Raw genomic sequence first — 22,380 nt, 5'->3', positions numbered from 1 at the left:
AGGCCCAAGGCGTCGCAGAAGACGACGTGATCAGCCTGCTGACCAAACAGCATGAGGAGCAGCTGGCGAAAGCCGTAGAGGATGGCAAACTGACGCAAGAGCAAGCGGATAAAGTGAAGGAAAAAACGGCCGAGATGGTCAAAAACATGGTGGAAAATACCCATCGGGGCATGGGTGGAAAAATGCTGGTAAAATTTGAAATGAAAGACAACCAGGAACTGCTGTCGCTCTTGAAGCTGGATGCGGAGGAACTGCAAGCGCAGCTGAAGGACGGCAAGTCGCTGGCGGAAATCGCCGAAGCACAAGGCGTCGCAGAAGACGACGTGATCAGCCTGCTGACCAAGCAGCATGAGGAGCAGTTGGCGAAAGCCGTAGAAGAAGGCAAACTGACGCAAGAGCAAGCGGAAAAAGTGAAGGAAAAAACGGCCGAGATGGTCAAGATGATGGTCGAGAAGCATAAAGGCGATCGTCCGGAAAAAGTCATCATGGGACAAAAAGTCGCAGGCGAATAAGAAAAAGTCATACAGGAGGCAGGTGATTGTTCACCTGTCTTCTCGCATGTGACCCGCATTCTTGATTGATTTTACCCGGTCGGTTCGAACATACTGGGGAGAGAAGCATTCACATCTGCACGAGCGGGTTGCCTCGCACAGATAAACAGGTGAAAGAGGGATTGGAATGCGCATTTTAACAGTGGAGGACGAGCCGTCGCTGCTCCAGGCGATCGCCAGTGTTTTCGCGGACGAAGGATACCAAGTCGACCGTTCCGACAGGGGAGATGAAGGGCTGCTGCTCGCGGAGCGGGGAATTTACGACCTGCTGGTGCTGGATATTATGCTGCCCGGGCTGGACGGGCTGTCAATCATCAAGAAACTGAGGGCCAAAGGGGTGCTCACGCCAGTCCTGTTCCTCACAGCAAAAGACAGCGTGGAGGCGCGAGTCGAAGGCCTCGATGCCGGTGCCGATGATTATCTGATCAAACCGTTTGCCGTGGAAGAACTGCTCGCCAGAACTAGAGCGCTGCTTAGGCGCAACGGAAAAATCGGCAAGGAAGGCGAACTGGTTTACGGGCCGATCTCGCTGAAGCCGCAGGAGTACGATGGGTACGTAGGGGAACACGCCTTAAAGTTAACCGGCAAAGAATATGAACTGCTGAAGTATTTTCTCCACAATCGGGAACAGATCCTGACACGAGAGCAAATTTTCGACAGGGTCTGGGGGATCGACTCCGAGGCAAATTACGGGGTGGTTGACGTCTATGTCCACTATTTGAGGAAAAAGCTGGGCGAGTACGGGTATCAGCACCTCGTCCGCACGATTCGCAATGTCGGCTACATGCTGAAGGAGAACAAGGAGAATGTTTAGAAGGACCCGCATTCGCCTGGTCACGCTCAATGTGATCGTGTTCATCCTGCTTTTAAACGGATTGGGGGCCGCTGTCTACTTTACGATGAAGTACCGGTTGTTTTCACAGGTGGATGGCGAGCTGGAGAAGATCGCCAATCGCATATACTCTACCCAACTCGCTCACCCCAAACTGGATCGGATCAGATGGCCCGATGTAGACCGCCGCATTGTGTTTTTAATGTGGGATGATCAGGGCGGGATCCTGGGCAAAGCTTACGGAGAATTCATGGAGCCGGAAGACTTGCTCAAATTCCGGCCGACCACGGACACGCGGGGGTTCGATACGATCACGGTCAACGGTCTGCCCTACCGGGTATATACGCTTCCCGTTAACGACACGCTGTTTTTTAACGGCAGGCTCAAGCGGTTGGAGCAGATGCAATTGATCTACAATCTCGAACCGGAAGGGAAAATGCTGAGCACGCTGCTCTACGTCATCGTGATCGGCGGATTGGCGAGTATCATCATCGCCGGCCTTGCAGGCCTTTTTTTGGCGAAAAGGGCGCTGATTCCGATTCAGCTGTCCTGGGAGAAGCAGCAGCGATTCATCGCTGATGCCTCCCATGAACTGCGCACTCCCCTGTCGGTGATTCTGGTAAATCTGGAACGGCTGTTCCGCCACCCTGACCATACCATCGAGCAGGAAAGCGAAAGCATCTCCGTCAGCATCCAAGAAAGCAAAAGAATGAACAGATTGGTTTCCGATCTGCTCACGTTGGCTCGTTCCGATTCCAATGAACTGCAAATCATGAAACAGCGAGTGAGACTGGATGAGATCGTACAGAAGAGCGTTCAGGCCTTTCAACAACTGGCCGAGGTGAAAGAGATACAGATGCAGACCGATATCGAGCAGCCCCTGGAAGTAATGGGCGACGAGGAGCGCCTGCGGCAGCTTCTGGTGATATTGCTGGACAACGCATTGAAGTACTCGGAGCCAGGCGGGACCATTTCCGTGTCGTGCAAGCGGGAAGGCGGCTCGGCGGCGATCGTGGTGGCGGATACCGGAGTTGGCATCCCGAAAGAGGACATTCCGTTTATTTTTGACCGGTTTTTCCGCGGAGATAAAATGCGCTCGGCTACGGTGGAAGGGAGCGGATTGGGCCTGTCCATCGCCAAGTGGATCGTCGACGCACACGGAGGCAAGGTGCGGGTGGAAAGCGAAGCGGGCACAGGCACCAGTTTTTTTGTGACGCTGCCGATCAAAGTGAAAGAATGAAAACCCCCTTATCGATGGGTCCTGCCCAGGAGAAGGGGGTTTTGTAGGTGATGCGAATTTGCGTCATCTGATTTATTTTTGATTCGCTTATTGATGCAAGGAAAAGGGGGAACCACCAACTTAAGTTTGAGAAAATGATGCAATCATGCTTCAACATCAATAGCGCGGGCATGCTCACTGGCTTGATGAATCTGCGGTTTGATTTTTGGCACTATTATTGCTATTCAAACTGATTACTAACGCTTTGAGGTGATCTGCTTGAAGGCATTGCCTGAGGTATGGGGCTGGATCGAAACGGAAAACGGAAAATGGACTGAGCTCGGGCTCAAGATGGCGTCTGAAACAGCGCGGCTGGCCGGGCTGATCGGAGCGCAGGCGTGCGCCATTGCGGGAACCCTGGAAAAAGAAGAGGCGGAGCAATTGAAACGGTACGGAATCGGCAAAGCCTATCTGCTGGATCCAGATGACGGGGGCGGCCGTCCGCTTGAAGTCAGAGCGGTTCTGTCTGGTTTATCGAAGATGCTGGAGACCTGGCGCCCCAGGTTTCTGCTCCTGCCGGCCGATTCGCTGGGAAATGAATGGGCGGCCCGGTTATCCCTCCGCTGTGAAGCCGACGTGCTGGGCGAAATCGTCGATTACAACATGTCAAAAGGCAGACTGCAGCTGCGAAAAAGCGTCTACGGCGGGAAAGCTCACGCGCTGTTTTCGCTTGAAAACGAGGAATTCTGCATTCTGACCGTCTCTTGCGTTTCCCTGGAGAAACGGGAGCAGCCAGTCGGCGAATTGGAAATACACCTGTTTCCCTACTCGCCGGAAGCTCAAAAGGTCGCATTGGAAAAAGTGGAACCGATTCACTGGAGTGATCTTTCCCTGAACGAAGCGGAGGTCATCATCGGCGTCGGGAGGGGAGTCGGCAGGAACTGGATGGAGCAGATCAAAAGGTTGGCCGAAGCCTGGAACTGCCCGATCGGGGGCAGCAAAGTCGCCGATGAAAGCGGGCTGATCGCCCGGGAGTACCGCATCGGGGCCAGCGGAAAGACGGTAGCAACCCAAGTCTATGTAGCGATCGGCATATCGGGAGCGCCTCACCACCTCGCCGGGATCAAGGACGTAAAACACCTCGCTGTCATCAATCCCGACCTTGCCGCTCCGATTACGGAAAACGCCGAAGTGGTTATCGGGCTTCCGGTGGAGGACGTAGTGCCAGCGATATTAAAAATACTGGAGAACAGAGTGGAGGGGGTCTCTTGAGCAGAATAGCAGCCGTTCTGGAAGTGACGGCCGATCCGCGGGTGCTGCGGTACGACCTGCTTGGCGAAGCTTTGGAAGACGTGCTGCCGATCATCAGTCGGCAAGACGCCGGTGTACTGGAATGGGGCAAGCGGCTGGCGAAGGAACGAAACGGGGAACTGAACCTGATCGTCGTCGGCAAGGAAGGAGACGAGGGTCTGCTGTCCCGGCTTTCGCTCGTTGGCGTCGCTCGCGTCTTTTTCCTGATCAGTCCGCATCCAGCCGTTGAACAGCCGAAGGAGCGGGTGAGTCAGCTCGCTTCCCTGCTGCGGGAGCTTTCGCCCGACATCGTCCTCTGCAGTGAAAGGCAGTCGGACGGCTTCCATTCGTTTACGGGGGGGTGGTTGGCGGAGCTGCTGCAGTTTTCCCACCTGGGCGGCGTTGAGGCGGTTCATTCCGGGCCGAGTCGGCCGCAAGTGCTCGCCAGGACAGCGTTTAAGAAGGGATACAAAGGGACTTATCGGATCGAACTGCCGGCGGTATTGTCCATCAGGACGCAAGAGGTCGTCGCGTATGTGCCGCAATTAAGCAGGGTTCATTTGCAGAGCAGACAAGTGCCGCTGGAGGCAGTCGCTGTGGAACCGGCCGCAGGCGGGGAGGGGCGGAAAAAAACGATTGCCTTTCAACGGTTGAGCGAGGTAAAACCGCGCACCAAAACAACTGCGCGGCCGACCGTCGCCGCGGCAACCGGGAGCGGCCCTGCCAGGGGCAACCCGCTGGCTGCCCGCATGAAGATGATGATGGGCGCGCGTCAGGCGGAAGCAGCGGAACAGAAGGCAAAACAGATCGTAACCGATTCCGCCGACAAGGCAGCCCGGCTTTTGCTTGCCAAGTTGGAGGAGTGGAGAAAGGAGATGTGACGTGGACGTCTTTCGCCATACCTTTTGGGCGATACCGCCTGGCTTACAGTTCATGCTGTACGCAGCAAGCGCCGCCTGCCTGACCCTGTTCGGATACGGATTTTACTGCCGGTACCGCTGGTGGAAACAGGGCAGGCCTTCCCCGCTGTCGCTCGCCAAAGTGAAGTCCGTCCTGCTGTCGCGGCTCGCCGTGATCGTCAGCCAACGCCGGATACGCGAAGAAAAGCGGAGCGGCCGCATGCACATGATGCTGAGCGCGGGCATGGTCGTTCTATTTATCGGCACCGTGCTGGTCTTCTTCGACTACGATCTGCGGCTTCATTTCCTGCGCGGATGGTTTTACCTATTGTACGAGGCCGCCTTGGATCTTTTCGGTGTCCTGTTTCTGATCGGGGCGGGGCTGGCGATCGCCGATCGACTGCCCGGAAGGAGGATCGCCCGTCTTTTGTCCAAACCGGCTGACTCTGCCATGTTGGGCCTGCTGTTCGTCATAGGCATCAGCGGCTTTGTGCTGGAAGCCCTGCGCCTTGCGATTACCCTTCCGGCACACGGGGGGTGGTCGTTTGTCGGATACGCACTGGGGCAGGGGCTGCAGTTAATGGGAGTAAACGAGTCCTTGACACCTGTGTACCTGGCGGCCTGGGTGATTCACATGCTGCTCTCGCTTGCCTTTATCGCCCTGATTCCTTATACCAAGCTGATCCATATCTTTTTGGCCCCGGTCAATATCTTGCTGACGGAGCCGCTCACCGCGACCGAAATCAACCCGGCCTTCAACCTCTCCCGGCAGTCTCCGGGCGAGGCGGCTGCAGCTTATGCCGGCCGCGGATTTGGTGGAAGCAGGCCGAGCGATTTTACCTTTGCCCAGCTGCTGAGTGTGGATGCCTGTACCGAATGCGGCCGGTGCGATGAGGTGTGTCCGGCTGCGCTGAGCGGCAAGCCGCTGGCTCCGAGGAGCATCGTGCTGAAAATAAGGAGCCAGATGCACAGGTTGGAGGTACCGCTCGCGGGCTTCAGCCAGGAGGAACTGCTCTCCTGTACGACCTGCGGAGCGTGCATGGAGCGCTGCCCCGTCTCGATCAGACACGTACCGATGATCGTCTCGCTGCGGCAGGGGCTGATCGGGGAAAACCTGCTGGAGCCCCAGATGGCGGAGACCCTTGCGAATCTGCAAACCTACCACAATCCCTGGGGACATCCAGGCCATACCCGTACAGATTGGACGAAGGGATTGCAGGTGAAAGTGGCTAAAAACAGAGAGGAGGCCATGTAATGGAAATCTTGTACTGGGTAGGCTGCGCCCCTGCCTATGATCCGCGGGCCCGGGAGATCGCCAGAGCCCTCGTGAGCGTGCTGCAAAAGGCCAAGGTCGACTTTGCGATTCTCGGCAATCGGGAGCGCTGCAGCGGAGACCTTGCCAGGCGCACAGGGGATGAGGCGCTGTTTCAGGAACTGGCGATTCACAATATCAGTACACTGCACGAGCATAAGGTAAAGAAGATTTTGACCACCTGCCCGCATTGTCTGCACACCATCGGCAGAGAGTACAAGGCGTTTGGCGGGGATTTTGAAGTGATACATCACAGCCAGTACCTGGCCCAACTGCTCGAGGAAGGACGCTTGACCCTGACGAAGCCCCTGGCCCAGTCGGTCACCTATCACGACCCTTGCTATTTGGGCAGGCATAACGGCGTGACCGAAGAACCGCGTCAGGTGCTGCAGGCTGTCGCCGGCGGCCCGGTCGTCGAAATGAAGCGAAGCGGGGAGAAAGGCTTCTGCTGCGGCGCAGGCGGCAGTTCGATCTGGGGAGGCAACCGGCAGGGCGAGAAGATCAATCACATCCGGGCCGCGGAAGCGGCCGAGACAGGTGCGGAGGTGATCGCCAGCGGATGTCCTTTTTGCACGATTATGTTGGAGGAAGGGCTGGGACTGGCGGGAAAACAACTGCCGGTAAAAGATATTGCGGAGTTGATCGACGAGCATACCGCTTAATCTGACAAGGGAGAGGATCGCAATGGAACAGTTTCAATTTTTGTTCACGCCGGTAAAAGTAGGGCGGCTGATTCTGCAAAATCGCATCATGAGCACAGGGCATATGACGACTTTTGTCGAGAATCGCCTGCCCAATGACCGCTTGATCGCTTACCACGAAGAGCGGGCCAAAGGAGGCGCGGGCCTGATCGTCATGGAGGCGAACGCGGTACACCCGACTGCTTATTTTACGGCGGATACGCTGGTCGCCTACACGGACGAAATCATCCCGTACTACCAAAAGCTGGCTGATGCGGTACACAAATACGGGACGAAGATGTTTGTGCAGTTATTTCACCCCGGAAGAGAGGTCAACGAGTCAGGTCCTCCCGGTTTTCCCGGCGTCTCTCCATCGGCGACGCCGACAGCGCGGTTTAAAAACATGCCGAAAGAATTGGAAGTTGAAGAGATCGAGGAGATCATCGAGGGCTATGCCTCGGCGGCCCGGCGGGTCAAGCAAGGGGGGCTCGACGGGGTAGAGCTGGTGGCTTCCCACGGATATCTATTCAACCAGTTTTGGTCGCCCAACATCAATTTCCGCGACGATCAGTACGGCGGGGATTTTGCAGGCAGAATGCGCTTTACGATTGAAGTGATCCAGCGCGTCCGGGAGGTGGTGGGGGATGATTTTGTCGTCGGCATGAGGCTGAGCGGCGACGACCTGGCTGACCAGGGGCTCGCGACCGACGAGATTCTGCAGATTTGCGAGTATATAGAAGAAACGGTCGGACTGGACTACTTTAACGTTACGGGGGGACATTCCTCAATAGAGACTGCGGCGGTTTTCATTGCCCCGCCCGCCCCGGTGGAGCCCGGCGTCTTTGCCCCTGTTGCCGGCCAGTTCAAATCGCGGTTGAATACGCCTGTGTTTATGAACCTGAGAGTCAACGACCCGGTGATTGCCGATAAAATCCTGGCGAGCGGGCAGGCCGACGTCGTGGGGATGACCCGGGCGCTGATCTGCGATCCGCACATGCCCAATAAGGCCAGCCAGGGAAAAACAGAGGAAATCCGCTACTGCATCGGCTGCAACCAGGCTTGTATCGGGCACATGGAAATCGGGCTGCCGATCAGCTGCATTCAGAATCCCGTGACAGGCCGGGAACTCCAGTACGCCCAGATGCCCAAGGCGGAGAAAGCGAAAAAGGTGCTGGTTGTCGGGGGCGGTCCTGCCGGGATGAAGTGCGCAGTGATCGCTGCCCAGCGGGGGCATGAGGTGCATCTGTACGAAAAAGAGGCGGAGCTGGGCGGACTTGTCCGTACTGCGATCAAAGCGCCCAACCGCAGCGAATTTGGCGATCTGATCTTGAATTTGCAGCGGGAACTGAAATTTGCCGGAGTGCACGTCCGCTTGCAGGCGCCCGTCGATGAAGCGGTCGTGCAAGAGCTGAATCCAGACGCGATCGTGATGGCCGTTGGCGGTGTGCCGTACTTCCCGCAGATTGGCGGAATCGATCAGGAAAATGTCTATTCTGTCGAGGCTGTTCTGGGTGGGCAGGCGGATCCTGGACAGCGGGTCGTCGTCTACGATTGGAACGGGGATTGGGCTGGTGTCGGTGTAGCCGAATTCCTGGCCGATCAAGGGAAGGAAGTGGAGATCGTCTCCGGAACCCATGTCGTAGCCGGAAAATTGCAAAGATATCTGCGGGATGTGTATTTGGGCAACTTGTACACCAAACGGGTAAAAATGACTCCTCACTACCGCATCCAAGAAATTAACGGCAGCTCGATTCTGTTCTATAATATGTTTAACTACGAACCTTACCAAATCGACGATGTGGACGGAATCGTCCTTGCGACGGGCTACATTCAGCGGACGGACTTGTACTACAATTTGAAGAAACTTGGAAAGGAAATCCACCGCATCGGTGATTGCCTTGCTCCGAGAACGGCGGAGAACGCGATACTGGAAGGATTGGAGCTGGCCGCCAGGTTATAGAGAGGTGAACACGATGCCGCCGGAGAAAAAAGGGGAAATGCAGCAGGCGGACAAGAGGGAGGATTTGCTGTCAGAATTGCAGTTGATTTTCGACCATTCTTTCGACGAGATATACGTCGCCGACGGCCAGGGGGTTACCCTGTACGTCAATCCAGCCTGCGAGCGCACGACGGGGAAGCCGCCGTCTTATTACATCGGGCGCAGTTGTTACGAATTGGAACAGGACGGGGATATTATTCATTCGTTAAACCCCAAGGTGATTGAAACCCGGCAAAGGCAGACAGGACGAATCATCGTCGGCGGCAAGCAGTTTATCGTCACGGCCAATCCGGTGTTTGACAAGGACGGCAAGCTCTACCGGATTGTCAGCAACGTCCGGGATGTCACCGAGCTGGCAGAACTGCAGAGGCGTTTGGAAGAAGCGGAAAAGCTGGTAGGCTACTATCGGGATGAGCTGAACCAACTGCGGAGCGATCAGTCCAAGGATAAAGATATCATCGCCCAAAGCAAGGTGATGACGGACATCCTGCAATTGGCGCAGAAGATTGCCGTGGTAGACTCCACGGTTCTTTTGCTGGGCGAATCAGGGGTGGGCAAAGGCGTTCTGGCCAAGTATCTGCACGAGCACAGCCCGCGGAAGGACCAGCCTTTTGTCCATATTAACTGCGGGGCGATTCCGGCCAATCTGCTGGAATCCGAGCTGTTTGGCTATGAAGCGGGAGCGTTCACCGGAGCCGAGAAGCGGGGGAAGACCGGGCTGATCGAGTCCGCCGACAAAGGCACGCTGTTTTTGGATGAAATCGCCGAAATCCCTCCCGCCCTGCAGGTGAAAATCCTGCAGGTCATACAGGAAAAGAAATTTATGAAGCTGGGCGGGAGCCGGCCGGTTGAGGTTGACGTGAGGATCATCGCTGCCACCCACCGCGACCTTCAGCAGATGGTGAAAAACGGAGAATTTCGCGAAGACCTGTTTTACCGGATTCACGTCATCCCGATTCACATTCCGGCGATCCGCTACCGTCCGGAGGATATCCGCTTGTTGATCGACCACTTTAGACAGTACTTCAATGGCAAATTTGGCCGCAGCGTCAAGCTTGAAGAGGAAGCGCTGCAATCACTGCTCGCTTACCACTGGCCGGGCAACGTGCGGGAGATCGAAAATCTGATGGAGCGGTTGATCGTCACGGTGGAATCCAGTGTGATCAGGGTGGAAGATCTGCCCGACTACCTGCAGCCGGCCCCTTTTTCCGGGGAAGAGGCAGTGACCGTCAAAGAGCTTGTGCCGATCAAAGAGGCGGTTGAGGAAGTGGAGAAGCAGATTCTTCACCGCGCCTGGAAGCAGTACCGGACATCGCGGAAAATCGCCCGCGTGCTTGGCGTGAATCAAGCCACTGTGCTGAGAAAAATGCACAAGTACCGGATTGGCGAGCCGGAGGAAGCGGACTAAAGAGGATTTTCTTTCCTGACCCGCGAACATATCTTAGTGCTTGAAACAGGTGTGATATCGATTGTCAGGTGGGGGTCCGTAGAGAATGCCGACTATTTCCAAAAATCAATTATGCCCATGCGGTTCCAAGAAGAAGTACAAACTCTGCTGCATGCCCAAAAGCGAAGGGCCGCAGGCAGGGTGGAGATTGAAGTCACCCAAATTAGAAAGGGCCATGGAAGAGAGAAGGCGGGATGCCAAGAGAATGTTTGGCAGCCTGCTGGTAGAAAACGTCGAAGAGGGCTTTTTACCTGCAATAGAGGGAACCCGCCCTTCCGGCCTGCGCACTTATACGCTGTTTCGCTTGGAACAGGCCATTCATGAATTGCGTCAACCCAATCCGCGGGACCGCGTGCTGCTGGCTTTATTCAGCGACCTCTTCTGGGCGCTTACCCGCAAAGAAAAGTACTATATAAAGAAGGCGGCGGAAGTGCCGGCCAGCCAGACCCGGCTCCTTCCGCCAGCTGTTTCCGACGTCTTGACGCCATTTGAAGAGCAGGTGGCCTACGATCACTGTGTGGAGGCATGCCTGCTCGACTTCGCCATCCTGCCGCAAGGGGCCAGCCTTGATTACGGCGCGCTTCGGATTACATGTGAATTTGTTTACCGCCTGCTGAAAGCGGGCATTCCCGAGGGCACGTACTTTAAGGCGGCGATTTTATACATCGATACGGGTGATACACTCGTCGACTGGAAGCTGTTTTCCGCTTCCGGAAGACCGGAATACGTCTGGATTGAATATAAGGCGATGGATGAGCTGGAAAATGAGTACAAGAAATTGCAGCAGGAACTGTACGCTTTTTCCGATGAGTCTTTACGCACCATCGCTACGGCGATTGACGCCGAAAACAAGCTGTCGGAGAAATCGCCGGAGCTGATTTCCTACCAGTTTTTGGCGATGAGTTATTTCGGGGTTCTGGAACAGGAGCTGCGGACGCTGATCCAACAGCGGGAGCGCATGCCGCAGTCCAAACGGCTGATGTGGCGGGAGATTACCGTCTATTTGAAGAAGAATCCGCTGCCGATCTTGTCCCAATACATCCCCGACTTTGCAAAGGTCATGGAATCGCTGAACGGAATCCGGAATCGGGCCGCCCATGGGGAATTCATTTCTTATCAGATGTACCAGCAGGTTCGCAGTTTCGTCTGGACGCAGCGGGCGCTGGAGTATTTGTGTTGGGAAAAAGCTGGCGCAGTCCCGCCGCATGCCCGCGCTGCATTCGATCTGACAGGGTTGGGAGTGCTCCCCTCCGAATGGACAGGCAGCGGCTCGGATGAGGCGGTACAGCTGCCGCAGTTGCGAGAGGCGATTTTTGAGAATCCACAGCTGGCATACGACAGGGCAAGGGAGCTTTACCGGCAAAAGGACTATGCGGAGGCATACCGACTGGCCCACTGCAGCGCCCAGTCAGGGCACATTCCCTCCTATCGTCTCATCGCAGAAATGTATGAGCAGGGGCTTGGCGTCGCCCAGAGCGACTTCCAGGCAGCCAAATGGCTGAGGAAAGGGGCGGAAGCGGGCGATGCGCACTGCCAGTTCTGGTACGGAATAAACCTGCTGCACGGTGACGGGGTAAAAAAGGATGCCAGGCAGGCCATTTACTGGATGGAGAAGGCGGCTGCAAACGGGGAAAGAAAGGCGTGCACCCAGCTCGGCTCCTTATACTACAGCGGCAAAGGCGTCAAGCCTAGTCTAAAGAAGGCGTTTGAATGGTCGCTGAAAGCCGCCGAGATGGGCGATGCTGTCTCCCAGTACAACATAGGCATGATGTATGCGAAAGGCCAATACGTCGCGCAAAATCATGACGAGGCCCGCCGGTGGCTGCAGGCGGCAGCCGACCAGCAGTTTGAGCGGGCGCTTGTCGCATTGAACGATTTTATCGGAGAAAAACAGGACAATAGGTGACGGGGGACCAACATGAAAAGACAAATGGAGTACTTCATCGAAGCGATCGGGGATGTCCGCCTGGATCCCGGCCTGCCCAACTGGTACCGGTTTTCCGAGCGCTGGTGGGGGATCGACGAATACGATGCGCTGACCAAAGCGATGCTAAGCCATGAAAAGCAGGCGAAGATGGAAAAAGGGTATCTGATCGTCCGGGCCACCGTGCGAGCGACCGGCAGGCACAGCCAGGGAAGCAAGTCTCCCTATCCTTTTGACGCCTGCTATGAAACCAACCCCAACGTCAAGGGCGACGTCACGCGCGCCTGGCTGCGCTTGCAGTTTTGCGAGACGGAAGACAAGCTGCACGCCTACTACCGCAGCATCAAGGAAAAGTACGCTTTTGACGAGCGCACCTGGTCCCAGGTGGAAGCTTGTTACTTGGGGCAGCTGCAGCGGATTCGCTCGGGAGAAGCGGGGCCGATCCGGTATGAGCTGCGCCACGGATTGCCGAAATGCGCAGGAGCGAAAGAGACATTTCTTCATTATGTGAGGCGGGCGGTGGAACTGCTGCGCCTGTCGGGGTACCGGGTTCAAAGAGAAGCGGGCAGGTATCTGGTGCAAAGGCCGCTGTGGCTCGACCCTTCGCCCTTCGCCCAGGGGCCAAGCGAATGGCGGGCGACACCGCTTGACCTGATCCTGATCTGCGAGCGGATGTTGGCGCAAAGACAGTGTGACGTGATCCCTGTGATGGAATGTCACGGTTACGTGTTTACGACGGAAGAAAAACTGCGTGATATTTTTCAGGCGTTTGAAAAGCAAGGCATCATGCTCATCCTGGACGTCGACGATGTCGGAGCCAAATCCTTGTACACGCTGGCGGAAACGGCTAGGCAGGCCAGGGACCTGCTTTCCAGCTTGCAGGTCAAACTGGTGGCCGACTACACGGATCCGGACGCTTTCCGCAAGTCAGACGGCCTGCCGGATGATTATGACCACAACCTCGATAACATGTTTGAGTGGTGACGGGAGCTGATCATTTCCACCCGCAGACCCGGGTTCGAGGACGGCAGGAAAATCACCTTATCGAGACGTTTTCTGTGGAAATGGTGGAAGCGGTCCATAAAGGACATTTGTAATCGGATCAAAGGAAGAGCCGTAAATGCCGATTTTTCCCGCAACGATTTTATGGACTCCGCCAAAATTGGGCTGTCCACACGATTGGCAGACGTGAATGAATCGAGATTGTTTTGGGCTGATCAGATCGAAGATGGTTTTCGTATTGCGCATACAAGCATTCGTTACATGCGAATTACTGTTGGATGGTCAAAAGCGAGAGTCAACTGATCGATTTGACTGAGCGCAAAGAGCTCGCATTCCTCAGCGTCATCCGCTGCCTTGCGTTTTTCCAGGCAGTCCTTTGGCACAATCGCGTAATGGGCATTGGATATGATCCATCCGCGCGGATCTCTCCCCGGCTTATCAAATACTCGAAGTGTTTGACGTGAATCCCCGAAACTCCGGTCTCCTCAGACAATTCTCGAATCGCCGTTTCAATAGGCTGTTTCTTTGTCCGAACCAAAACCTCCAGGAAGGGCCCACTTTCCGCCCTCTATATTGGGATTGCCTTTCGCGTCTTTGCTTGCTCTCCTGATCAGCATCAGTTTCAGCACCGGCTTCTCGACTTCTTTTTCGTCTTCCAGCACCATGTCTTTTCCAATCGTAAAGACCGCGATATCAGATGTATAGCCATCAGGTTTCCGATACTTCTTCGGATCGGTATGCCGGAGAAATTCGTTATTCGCGAATTATTAATTGAACGGAACGGTAAACGAAGAATGAGCAAGAGAAATTTTAAAAAACCGCTGCTGCAGTTTGAAACGGTGACGAAGCTGGACAAATCGGGAAAAGCGTCCGGCAGGCGCAAGAACCCGAGCAGGTGTCCGGTAATATCGTTCGTCTTTTGGCGTTATATACATCTTATATCCCTTGTACTCATCCGTTATATCAACAAAACACGAATGAAAATGAGAAATCGGCTTGACATGTTAGTTTATTTCCTTTAAACTGTAATTGTTGAAAATAAATACGATTCATTGAAACTGTTCGTATATCCTCAATGATATGGTTTGAGGGTCTCTACTAGGAGCCGTAAATTCCTGACTACGAATGGAGTGCGCTGTCACACCCATCCGTCGTTAGGGATTTTTTGTTTTTTACATTCATGGGCATCTTTGAGAGAACTTCGGCAGAAGCTTTTCTTAACGAATCACTTCTCAAGACGAGAACGAGCACAGGGGGTCAATATGAGCAAATACGATGCAATTGTTGTTGGCGCCGGACCGGCGGGAATATTTGCCTGCTACGAAATTACCTTGAAATCGCCTCAATCCAAAGTGCTGTTGATCGATAAAGGTCATGATATTTACCATAGACGCTGCCCGATTCTGGAAGAAAAAATCAAACTCTGCCCGCCCGCAGCCGGAAAGAAAGAATTCGCCGGATGTTTGCCGGCCTGCTCCATCACGAGCGGATTTGGCGGAGCGGGAGCGTACAGCGACGGGAAGTTTAACATCACGACGGAGTTTGGCGGCTGGATGACGGATTACATCGACTCCTCCACTGTCCTGGAGCTGATCAGGTACGTGGATCAGATCAACCTGAAGCACGGAGCTACCGAAACGGTGACGGACCCGACTACAGATACGATCAAAAGCATTGAACAGCGCGGTTTTGCGGCCGGGTTAAAACTGCTCAGAGCGCAGGTCAGGCACCTCGGAACCGAGCAAAACCTGGAAATCTTGAAATCGATCTACGAATACCTGAAAGATCGCATTGACATGATGTTTAAAACGGAAGTGGCCGACATCCTGACCGTCAAGGAGAATGAGACGCTCAAGGTGAAAGGCGTGCTGTTAAAAAACGGCCAAGAGTTTCACAGCGATCATGTCGTGATCGTCCCGGGCAGGGACGGATCGGCCTGGCTGACCGAGATCCTGAAAAAAAGAAAGCTGAAAATGTACAACAACCAGGTAGACGTCGGCGTGCGTGTAGAGACGTCGGACATCGTCATGAGCGAGATAAACGAGCATCTGTACGAAGGGAAGTTCATCTTTAACACATCGGTCGGCACTCGCGTCCGGACGTTCTGCAGCAACCCATCAGGGCATGTCGTCGTAGAGAATCACAGCGGCGTCATGGCGGCTAATGGACATGCGTACAAGGATCCGGCATTGGGCTCGGCGAATACGAACTTCGCGCTGCTGGTTTCCCACCGGTTTACCGAGCCGTTCGACAAGCCGAACGAGTACGCCAGAGAAATCTGCAAACGGGCCAATGACTTGTCCAACGGGGGCGTCATCGTGCAAAAATACGGGGACATCATCCGCGGAAGGCGTTCCACCGTGAACAGGATCAAGGAGGGCTTTATCGAGCCGACTTTGAAAGAGGCCGTTCCCGGCGACCTCGGCCTGGTACTGCCGTACAACACGATGAAAAGCCTGATCGAAATGGTCGAGGCCCTAGACAAAGTAACTCCGGGGATCGCCTCCGACCACACGCTGTTTTACGGCGTTGAGGCGAAGTTCTACTCGGCCCGGCCCAAACTCACAGAAGAATTTGAGACCGAGATACAAGGCTTGTACTGCGGCGGAGACGGCGCAGGCGTCACCCGGGGATTGGCCCAGGCGGGCGCTGCCGGTGTCTGGATTGCAAGAAACATCATCAAAAAACTATAGGAATGGCGACAGCCCGGTCTGATGCAGGCAGACCGGGTTATTCTATTTCTTTTGAAAACGTGCATGCTCTTTAAAGAAGGACTCGACTGATCTTCGAAAGAACTGCAATCGAAGCTTTTTGATCCGCCCCGCCTTAAAACTTAATCCCGGGGATAGCCGGCAAAACCTGTTTTGCGGTATGATCGACATAGGCAGAATTTTGTTTTAACAAACGTCATTTCGTGCACATTCCGTTCCGAATTTTCCGAACAAAGGAAACCGGAGTACAATCAGCGCAAAAAGGGGAGAGTGTTATCATGCGGGAAGCTGTGATTATCGAAGCGGTACGAACACCGATCGGCAGGCGCGGTGGGGCGCTTAGCGGGATTCGTCCGGATGATTTGGCCGCTAAAGTGCTAAAAGAGCTGGTCGCAAGGGCAGGGATTGCCCCGGAGCTGATCGAGGATGTCATCTTGGGATGCGTTTCCCAGGCGGGGGAACAAGCGGGCGATATCGCCAGGGTGGCTGCATTGTTGGCCGGTTATCCGATTGAAGTGCCGGGCGTGACGATAGACCGGCAATGCGGCTCGGGTCAGCAAGCGGTTCACTTTGCCGCCCAGGCGATCTTAAGCGGGGATATGGACGTTGTAGTAGCCGGCGGCGTGGAGAGCATGTCCCGCGTTCCGATGTTTTCCAATCTGCAGGGAGCGAAGTGGAATGAACAGCTCACAGCCCGTTTCGGTCCGATCCACCAGGGGCATTCGGCTGAACGGATCGCGGAAAAATGGGGACTTTCCCGCAGCCAACTGGACGAATTCTCGCTGGAAAGCCACCACAAGGCGATTCGCGCGCAGGAGGAAGGCAGGTTTGAGCGGGAAATCATGCCGATCGAGGTAACTTTGGAAGACGGCACCAAACAGATCGTGCGGCAGGACGAGGGGCCGAGAAGAGACACATCGATCGAAAAGCTGGCTTCGCTCAAACCGTCTTTTGAGGAAAATGGCAAGATCCACCCCGGTAATGCCAGCCAGATCAGTGACGGCGCGGCGGCGCTTTTGCTCATGTCGCGGGAAAAGGCGGAGGAATTGGGGGTAAAGCCGAGATTTCGCGTCACAGCCCGCTCCGTCGTCGGGTCAGATCCGGCCTTGATGCTCACGGGTCCGATAGCTGCTACCCGCCAGGTGTTGAAAAAGGCGGGACTGGCGATGGAAGACATGGATTTGTACGAAGTGAATGAAGCGTTTGCTCCGGTGCCGCTGGTCTGGCTGGCGGAAACAGGTGCCTCCCCTGCCAAGCTGAATCCCAATGGCGGCGCGATTGCGCTGGGCCATCCGCTGGGAGCAAGCGGAGCTCGGCTGATGGTCACGCTGATGCATGAATTGGAGCGGACGGGCGGCCGCTACGGCCTGCAGGCGGTCTGCGAAGGCCACGGGATGGCGAACGCCACGATACTTGAACGATTGGACTAGAAGGGAGATACGCATAGGTGAAAAACAAGGTGATTTTGATCGCATCAGACCAATTCGGCAAAGGGGATCCGAATCTGGGAGAGGTCGTCCTGGAAACGTTTCTCGTACATCTCAAACAGCAAAAGGAACTTCCCGCAGCGATTTTTTGCATGAACCGCGGCGTGCTGACATTGACGGATCAGTCGCTGTCCCACGTCCACTTGAAAGAACTGGAGGAGCAGGGCGTCCCTGTTTACGCCTGCAAAACCTGCGTTGACCACTACCAGGCGGGCGATAAGCTGCAGGCCGGCAAAATCTCGGGAATGGACATGTTTGTGTCGTTGGCCGGTCAGCATGAGGTGCTGCCCGTATTCTGAAGCTCATGCATGGAGACTCCTGCCGTTCGACCCGAAGGGAATTCACCTTAGGGGGGCAGGAGTCTTCTATTTACAAAATTACTTGTCTTACTTAATATTGTTATAACAATTAATCTGGTAAAGGGAGGAGCTGCTTGAAAACGAACCTGATTGACGAACCGATCGGTTTTTTGATGGGCATAACGTATCGGCGAATGGTGCAGTACCTGCAGTTTCGCTTGAAAGAGTACGGAATCACGCCGGAACAGTGGTTGGTGCTTTTTCGGCTGGGAGAGCAGGACGGAATCAACCAGAAAGAGATTGCCGTCCGCTCGGCGAAGGATCAGCCGACTACCGCGCGTATATTGGATGTGCTGCACAAGAAAAGCTTGATAGAAAAACGAACATGCCCGATGGACCGCAGATCCTTTCTGGTCACGATGACAGAAAAGGGAAAGGCGCTTTTGGAGCAAACCATCCCCGTCGAAAGAAAAGCTGTCGATGACATGCTGGATGGTGTGGATCACGCCCAATTAGAGCTGTTCAGGCGGACATTATGGCAAATCAATCAAAATATCGATCATCAACTGAGGGAATAGGAGTGTCATATTTGGAAGGACAGAGAGAGAAACTGTGGACCAAGGATTTTGTACTGCTTACGATTTGCAACCTGCTGTTATTCATGAACTTGCAGATGATGACGCCGGCTTTTCCGGCGTATGTCAGCGGCAGGTTTCACGCTAATGATTTCACGGTAAGCCTGGTGATCAGCCTGTTCGCGCTTTCGGCCATCGTGGCTCGCCTCTTTAGCGGTGAGGCTCTAAAGAGAGGGAAGCGGAACCAGATCCTCATCGCAGGGTTATGTCTTGCGCTGCTGTCGTCCGCCGGGTATTTTTGGAGCGGGACCATCGCCATGCTGTTGGTGATGCGAATCCTTTTCGGGGCAGGCTTTGGGATGGTGAGCACCACGTTCCCGACGATGACCTCCAATATTGTTCCGCCGAAGCGTATGGGCGAGGGAATGGGGTACTTCGGACTCTCGACCAGCCTTGCGATGTCGATCGCTCCGGTCATTGGACTCGGACTGCTGGGGGAATACGGTTTTGGAACCTTGGTCGCCGTCGCTACGGTACTTATTTTGTTGATCTTCCCGTTGATCCGGCTGGTTCGCTCTTCCGGAACGCAGCCTGCGAAAAAAATGGCGGCAAGCCATCACGCCCCCAAGGTCCAATTTTTTGATCGGGCTATTCTGCTGCCCTGCTTCCTGAACCTGCTGCTCTCGATTACCTACGGCGGCCTGATCAGCTTCATCGCTTTGTTCGGAGCGGAAGCGAATCTCGCCAATCCGGGGTGGTTTTTCCTGTGCAACGCGATCGCGATTCTGTTGGTTCGCCCGATATCCGGGAAGATTTTCGATAAAAAAGGGCATATTGCCGTCCTGATCCCAGGGGCGCTGCTGGTCCTGGCCGGGCTGCTCATTCTCTCGTACACGACGACGATGAATGTCCTGATGATTTCAGCGGCATTTTACGGCCTTGGCTACGGGATATTGCAGCCGTCCATCCAGGCCTGGATCATAAATCTCGTCACACCCGAAAAGCGGGGGATGGCCAATGCGGCTTTTCTCAACAGCATTGATTTGGGGATCGCGCTGGGATCGATGCTCCTGGGCGTGATTGCCACTGCAACCAGCTATCCGACGATGTACCGGATGTCAGCCTTGTTGATGGCTTTCTTTCTCTTCATTTACTTTTTGTATCTGGCCGGTCAGGCGAAGCGCCGAAAAGCGTATATTGCCGGTAAAGAACTGGGAGCCTGACTCTTTTCCGGCCGTATTTTATGGAAGGCGGGGCGGTGCGTGTGAGGGCGGACAGGCTTATTTCCATCCTGCTGCTGCTGCAGGCAAACAAAAGAATGACGACGAGCGAGCTGGCGGATCATTTAGGCGTTTCGGAAAGGACGATCCATCGCGATATGGTGGCGCTGAGCTCCGCGGGTTTCCCCGTATATGCGGACAGAGACAAGCACGGCGGATGGGGCCTGCTGGAAGATTACCAGACGAACGTGACGAAGTTAAACCAGTCCGAGTTCCCGGTCTTGTTTTTGCCTGTTCCGACGAAGCTGCTTCAGAACGTGGGGATGGAAAAAGACGCCCAACTGGCACAGCTAAAGCTCTTGGACATCCTTCCGAAAAAGCTGCGGACAGATGCGGAGAACATCAGCCAGCGAATTTATCTGGATACGGCCGGATGGCATGCTGCCTCGGAAGAGACGACATTCCTGTCTTCCCTGCTCAAGGCGGTCTGGGAAAAGCGCCAAGCGGTGATTCACTATCTTCGGGGCGACGGCCAGACAAGAGAGCGCACGGTCAATCCTCTGGGGCTCGTTGCCAAGGGAAGCGTATGGTATCTGGTCGCCCTGGTCGACGAAGAGATCCGGACGTACCGGGTGAATCGGATCAAGGAGGTTAAAATCACACAGGAATCGTTCGTCCGTCCGGAATCCTTTCATCTGGCCGAATTTTGGGAGCGGTCATCCCGGGATTTTCTGGAACGCTTGCCCAAGTATCCTGTAGTTGTCCGGGCCCATCCCGATCTGAGGGAAAAACTCAACTATCCGGGACGCTATCCGATGATTCACGTACTGCGGGAGAGCGACGAACAGGGCTGGATGGAGCTGTCTTTGACATTCCAAATCGAGACAGAAGCGTGTGCGTACATCATGGGCTTCGGAAACCGGATGGAGGTACTGCAGCCGCCTGAGCTGCGGGAAAAAGTAAGCAAAATGGCACAAGATATCGTTGCCCTCTACGCGGAAAGAGACAATCGCCGGTAAGGGCAAGCAGGGGGCAAATCCCCTGTTTGTCCATGTGCGATACGATCGTCTCTTTTTTATGCATCCGGATCGAGGGATGAACATTTGGGTGCGAATCGGCTACGCTTGTCACGCCGAGGTGCTAAAGGAAGGGCTGGCCAGGGTCTCTGAGTTTATGCGGACGTTGGGGTAGTGGTTTTTTGAGGTGCCCTTCAGCGAAATCATAGTGCAAGAGCTGGTTTGCGTATATAGTATTTAGATATAGAAGACAGACACTAGGGAGTGGAGAGCGCTGTGATTCGCATGTTGCGGATTTTTCTTTTCTTTTTTGGCTTGGTCTGTTTCGGGCTGGGGGGAGCTTTGGCTGTCAAGGTCAAATACCTTGGCCTGCATCCGTGGGATGTGCTGAACGTGGGCCTGTATCAGCGGTACGGCCTGTCGATCGGGTCGTGGAGCGTCATCTGCGGGATGGTTCTGGTCATCGTATCCTTGTTCGTCGACCGGAGGTACATCAATGTCGGAACATTTTTAAATGCCTTGCTGATCGGACCGATTCTGGACTTTTTCCTGTGGTTGGACATCTTACCGAACGCGACGAATACGTGGACCGACTACTTGATCCTGCTCAGCGGCATCATCATCACGGGGATTGGAGGGGGCATGTATGTTGCGGCGGGGATCGGTGCGGGTCCGCGCGACGGCTTCATGCTGTCGATCTCCGATAAGACGGGGTTGTCCGTAAGCAAAGCACGAATTCTGGTCGAAAGTCTCGTGCTGATCATCGGCTATTTCCTCGGCGGCCCAGTGTTTGTCGTGACTTTTGTTTACACGTTTATCCAAAGTCCGGTGTTTCAACAGTCGCTCAAGTATTTTCGGAAATGGCTGGGAGCGCTTGAGCGAAAACATATTCGGGAGGAAACAGGGCACCTGGAATCATGCGGGTAAACCCGTGAGCCGCCCTGCCTTTTTTTCAATTGTTCCGGCACGAAACAGCCTTTCAAAGGTCAAAAGGGTAGTCATTTCTTTTTGTTTCCTCCGTTCATTATGGTTGCTATCAGCAGACCGAAAGCAATCATCAATGTGAAAGCTTCATAAACGGACATAATCTCACCCCCTTTCTTTAGGGGATGAGCCGACTATACTTATGACGAGCCGTGCTATATGTACTCTATCCTTTTACGTCGAAAATATGGAAAAAGGGAGGGGGAATTCTCCTCCTCAAAATGCGAAAAAATTCTGGCTCTACACCAAACATAGTGCTTGATAACATGTAGAGCGAAAAATTGAAAAACATCTGTACATTCCATAAGATGGTTGTGCGACCAATCCAACTTGAGGAATGACAGATGCACAACCAGTATACTGATCTTTTAGTCAATTTACCAGAGGTAAATGTTCAACAGATTGTGGAAATTGATGAACAAACAATACACTTTCAGATTGTTCCAAAGTCACGCAAGCAGGCTTGCCCCATTTGCCGTTCGGATCGTTCGGTCATCCGCAAAGGAGTTCGTACTTGGCAGCAATTTCATTCACTGTCTGCTCTTCACGCAGCACTTCAAGGACAACTTTTGCTTTAAACTCTGGGGCATATCGGTTTCGTTTTTCCATAGTTTCATTATAACTTATTTATCACGCTCCTGTGTCTCAACCTATGGGAGCATTATAAAGTGGCACCAATTTCTAAAAACCTTATTCTTTCGTTTGTTGCAGAGCATGTTTTAGGATTGCCGAGATCGTATTAGTCTTATACTGAGTTTGTGAAAGAAAAGAGCAGAGTTCGGCAACTATTTTTTGCACATAGCCTTGCCAAACCTTTAACTTTAATTTCCTGATAGAGCATGACGAAGACACTCTCTAAGACATGTCCTTCGGATCGTGAGTGTAACCGATGAGATCAAAACTGAAGATGGATATATTAAGAAAAGAGTTAAT

19 protein-coding genes, 4 pseudogenes and 1 riboswitch are annotated in these 22,380 nt (G+C 54.2%); of the genes and pseudogenes, 20 read left to right on the top strand and 3 right to left on the bottom strand.

Features of this window, described 5'->3' with window-relative positions:
- The 12 genes and pseudogenes from HGBM_RS29035 to HGBM_RS18460 form a co-directional block, all read left to right on the top strand.
- Positions 1–512: pseudogene (locus HGBM_RS29035) on the top strand (hypothetical protein); the annotation flags it as partial.
- Positions 513–678: 166 nt separating this feature from the next.
- The gene (locus HGBM_RS18505) at positions 679–1,365 is read left to right on the top strand and encodes a response regulator transcription factor (RefSeq protein WP_019122576.1); all 687 of its coding nucleotides are present in this window, start codon (positions 679–681) and stop codon (positions 1,363–1,365) included.
- Positions 1,358–2,623, top strand: coding sequence for a sensor histidine kinase (locus HGBM_RS18500; protein WP_019122575.1), 1,266 nt, complete (start codon positions 1,358–1,360; stop codon positions 2,621–2,623). Before HGBM_RS18505 ends, HGBM_RS18500 begins: the two co-directional genes overlap by 8 nt.
- 258 nt (positions 2,624–2,881) lie before the next feature.
- The gene (locus HGBM_RS18495) at positions 2,882–3,874 is read left to right on the top strand and encodes an electron transfer flavoprotein subunit alpha/FixB family protein (protein WP_019122574.1); all 993 of its coding nucleotides are present in this window, start codon (positions 2,882–2,884) and stop codon (positions 3,872–3,874) included.
- On the top strand, positions 3,871–4,773 hold the full coding sequence (locus HGBM_RS18490) for an adenine nucleotide alpha hydrolase family protein (protein WP_019122573.1): 903 nt from the start codon (positions 3,871–3,873) through the stop codon (positions 4,771–4,773). Before HGBM_RS18495 ends, HGBM_RS18490 begins: the two co-directional genes overlap by 4 nt.
- A gap of 1 nt (position 4,774) precedes the next feature.
- Positions 4,775–6,046, top strand: coding sequence for a 4Fe-4S dicluster domain-containing protein (locus tag HGBM_RS18485; protein ID WP_019122572.1), 1,272 nt, complete (start codon positions 4,775–4,777; stop codon positions 6,044–6,046).
- Positions 6,046–6,765, top strand: a complete 720-nt coding sequence (locus tag HGBM_RS18480; protein WP_019122571.1) for a (Fe-S)-binding protein — start codon at positions 6,046–6,048, stop codon at positions 6,763–6,765. Before HGBM_RS18485 ends, HGBM_RS18480 begins: the two co-directional genes overlap by 1 nt.
- Before the next feature lie 22 nt (positions 6,766–6,787).
- Entirely contained in the window at positions 6,788–8,743 is a 1,956-nt protein-coding gene (locus tag HGBM_RS18475) for an oxidoreductase (RefSeq protein ID WP_019122570.1), read from the top strand.
- A 13-nt stretch (positions 8,744–8,756) separates the two neighbouring features.
- The gene (locus tag HGBM_RS27920; RefSeq protein WP_019122569.1) at positions 8,757–10,190 is read left to right on the top strand and encodes a sigma-54 interaction domain-containing protein; all 1,434 of its coding nucleotides are present in this window, start codon (positions 8,757–8,759) and stop codon (positions 10,188–10,190) included.
- Positions 10,191–10,275: 85 nt separating this feature from the next.
- Positions 10,276–10,347, top strand: a pseudogene (locus tag HGBM_RS32600) (SEC-C metal-binding domain-containing protein); the annotation flags it as partial.
- 87 nt (positions 10,348–10,434) lie between these two features.
- Positions 10,435–12,135, top strand: a complete 1,701-nt coding sequence (locus HGBM_RS29030) for a tetratricopeptide repeat protein (RefSeq protein WP_019122568.1) — start codon at positions 10,435–10,437, stop codon at positions 12,133–12,135.
- 12 nt (positions 12,136–12,147) lie between these two features.
- Entirely contained in the window at positions 12,148–13,137 is a 990-nt protein-coding gene (locus HGBM_RS18460; protein WP_019122567.1) for a hypothetical protein, read from the top strand.
- A 284-nt stretch (positions 13,138–13,421) separates the two neighbouring features.
- On the opposite strand, the pseudogene HGBM_RS31850 reads toward HGBM_RS18460, so the two are convergent.
- A pseudogene (locus HGBM_RS31850) lies at positions 13,422–13,847 on the bottom strand (NUDIX domain-containing protein); the annotation flags it as partial.
- A 350-nt stretch (positions 13,848–14,197) separates the two neighbouring features.
- Positions 14,198–14,297, top strand: a riboswitch (purine riboswitch).
- Positions 14,298–14,417: 120 nt separating this feature from the next.
- Here HGBM_RS31850 and HGBM_RS18450 point away from each other — a divergent pair.
- The 7 genes from HGBM_RS18450 (at position 14,418) to HGBM_RS18420 (ending at position 21,390) form a co-directional block, all read left to right on the top strand.
- Positions 14,418–15,848, top strand: a complete 1,431-nt coding sequence (locus HGBM_RS18450; RefSeq protein ID WP_019122565.1) for an NAD(P)/FAD-dependent oxidoreductase — start codon at positions 14,418–14,420, stop codon at positions 15,846–15,848.
- 296 nt (positions 15,849–16,144) lie between these two features.
- Positions 16,145–17,296, top strand: coding sequence for a thiolase family protein (locus HGBM_RS18445; RefSeq protein ID WP_019122564.1), 1,152 nt, complete (start codon positions 16,145–16,147; stop codon positions 17,294–17,296).
- A gap of 17 nt (positions 17,297–17,313) precedes the next feature.
- Positions 17,314–17,652, top strand: a complete 339-nt coding sequence (locus HGBM_RS18440; RefSeq protein WP_019122563.1) for a hypothetical protein — start codon at positions 17,314–17,316, stop codon at positions 17,650–17,652.
- A gap of 134 nt (positions 17,653–17,786) precedes the next feature.
- Complete coding sequence (locus HGBM_RS18435) at positions 17,787–18,230, top strand: MarR family winged helix-turn-helix transcriptional regulator (protein ID WP_019122562.1); 444 nt, start codon at positions 17,787–17,789, stop codon at positions 18,228–18,230.
- A gap of 11 nt (positions 18,231–18,241) precedes the next feature.
- On the top strand, positions 18,242–19,450 hold the full coding sequence (locus HGBM_RS18430; RefSeq protein ID WP_019122561.1) for an MFS transporter: 1,209 nt from the start codon (positions 18,242–18,244) through the stop codon (positions 19,448–19,450).
- 35 nt (positions 19,451–19,485) lie between these two features.
- Positions 19,486–20,466, top strand: coding sequence for a helix-turn-helix transcriptional regulator (locus tag HGBM_RS18425; protein ID WP_218917008.1), 981 nt, complete (start codon positions 19,486–19,488; stop codon positions 20,464–20,466).
- Between the two features lie 282 nt (positions 20,467–20,748).
- Positions 20,749–21,390: a YczE/YyaS/YitT family protein gene (locus HGBM_RS18420; RefSeq protein WP_035287509.1), complete on the top strand. Its 642-nt coding sequence runs from the start codon at positions 20,749–20,751 to the stop codon at positions 21,388–21,390.
- Positions 21,391–21,461: 71 nt separating this feature from the next.
- Here the strand turns inward: HGBM_RS18420 and HGBM_RS32595 are convergent, their stop codons facing one another.
- Positions 21,462–21,548 (bottom strand): putative holin-like toxin, encoded by an 87-nt coding sequence (locus HGBM_RS32595; protein ID WP_222705652.1) that lies wholly within the window; start codon positions 21,546–21,548, stop codon positions 21,462–21,464.
- Between the two features lie 243 nt (positions 21,549–21,791).
- Between HGBM_RS32595 and HGBM_RS31845 the strand changes: the two are divergent.
- Positions 21,792–21,953 (top strand): annotated as a pseudogene (locus HGBM_RS31845) (ISL3 family transposase); the annotation flags it as partial.
- Here HGBM_RS31845 and HGBM_RS32590 read toward each other — a convergent pair.
- Positions 21,940–22,056: a transposase gene (locus HGBM_RS32590; RefSeq protein WP_147512922.1), complete on the bottom strand. Its 117-nt coding sequence runs from the start codon at positions 22,054–22,056 to the stop codon at positions 21,940–21,942. The pseudogene HGBM_RS31845 and the gene HGBM_RS32590 sit on opposite strands and share 14 nt — an antisense overlap.
- Positions 22,057–22,380 lie beyond the last annotated feature (324 nt).

The organism is Brevibacillus massiliensis (genome assembly GCF_000311785.1).
In the GTDB taxonomy this organism is placed as follows: Bacteria; Bacillota; Bacilli; order Brevibacillales; family Brevibacillaceae; genus Brevibacillus_C; species Brevibacillus_C massiliensis.
This window is presented reverse-complemented; position numbering and strand designations above follow the sequence as displayed.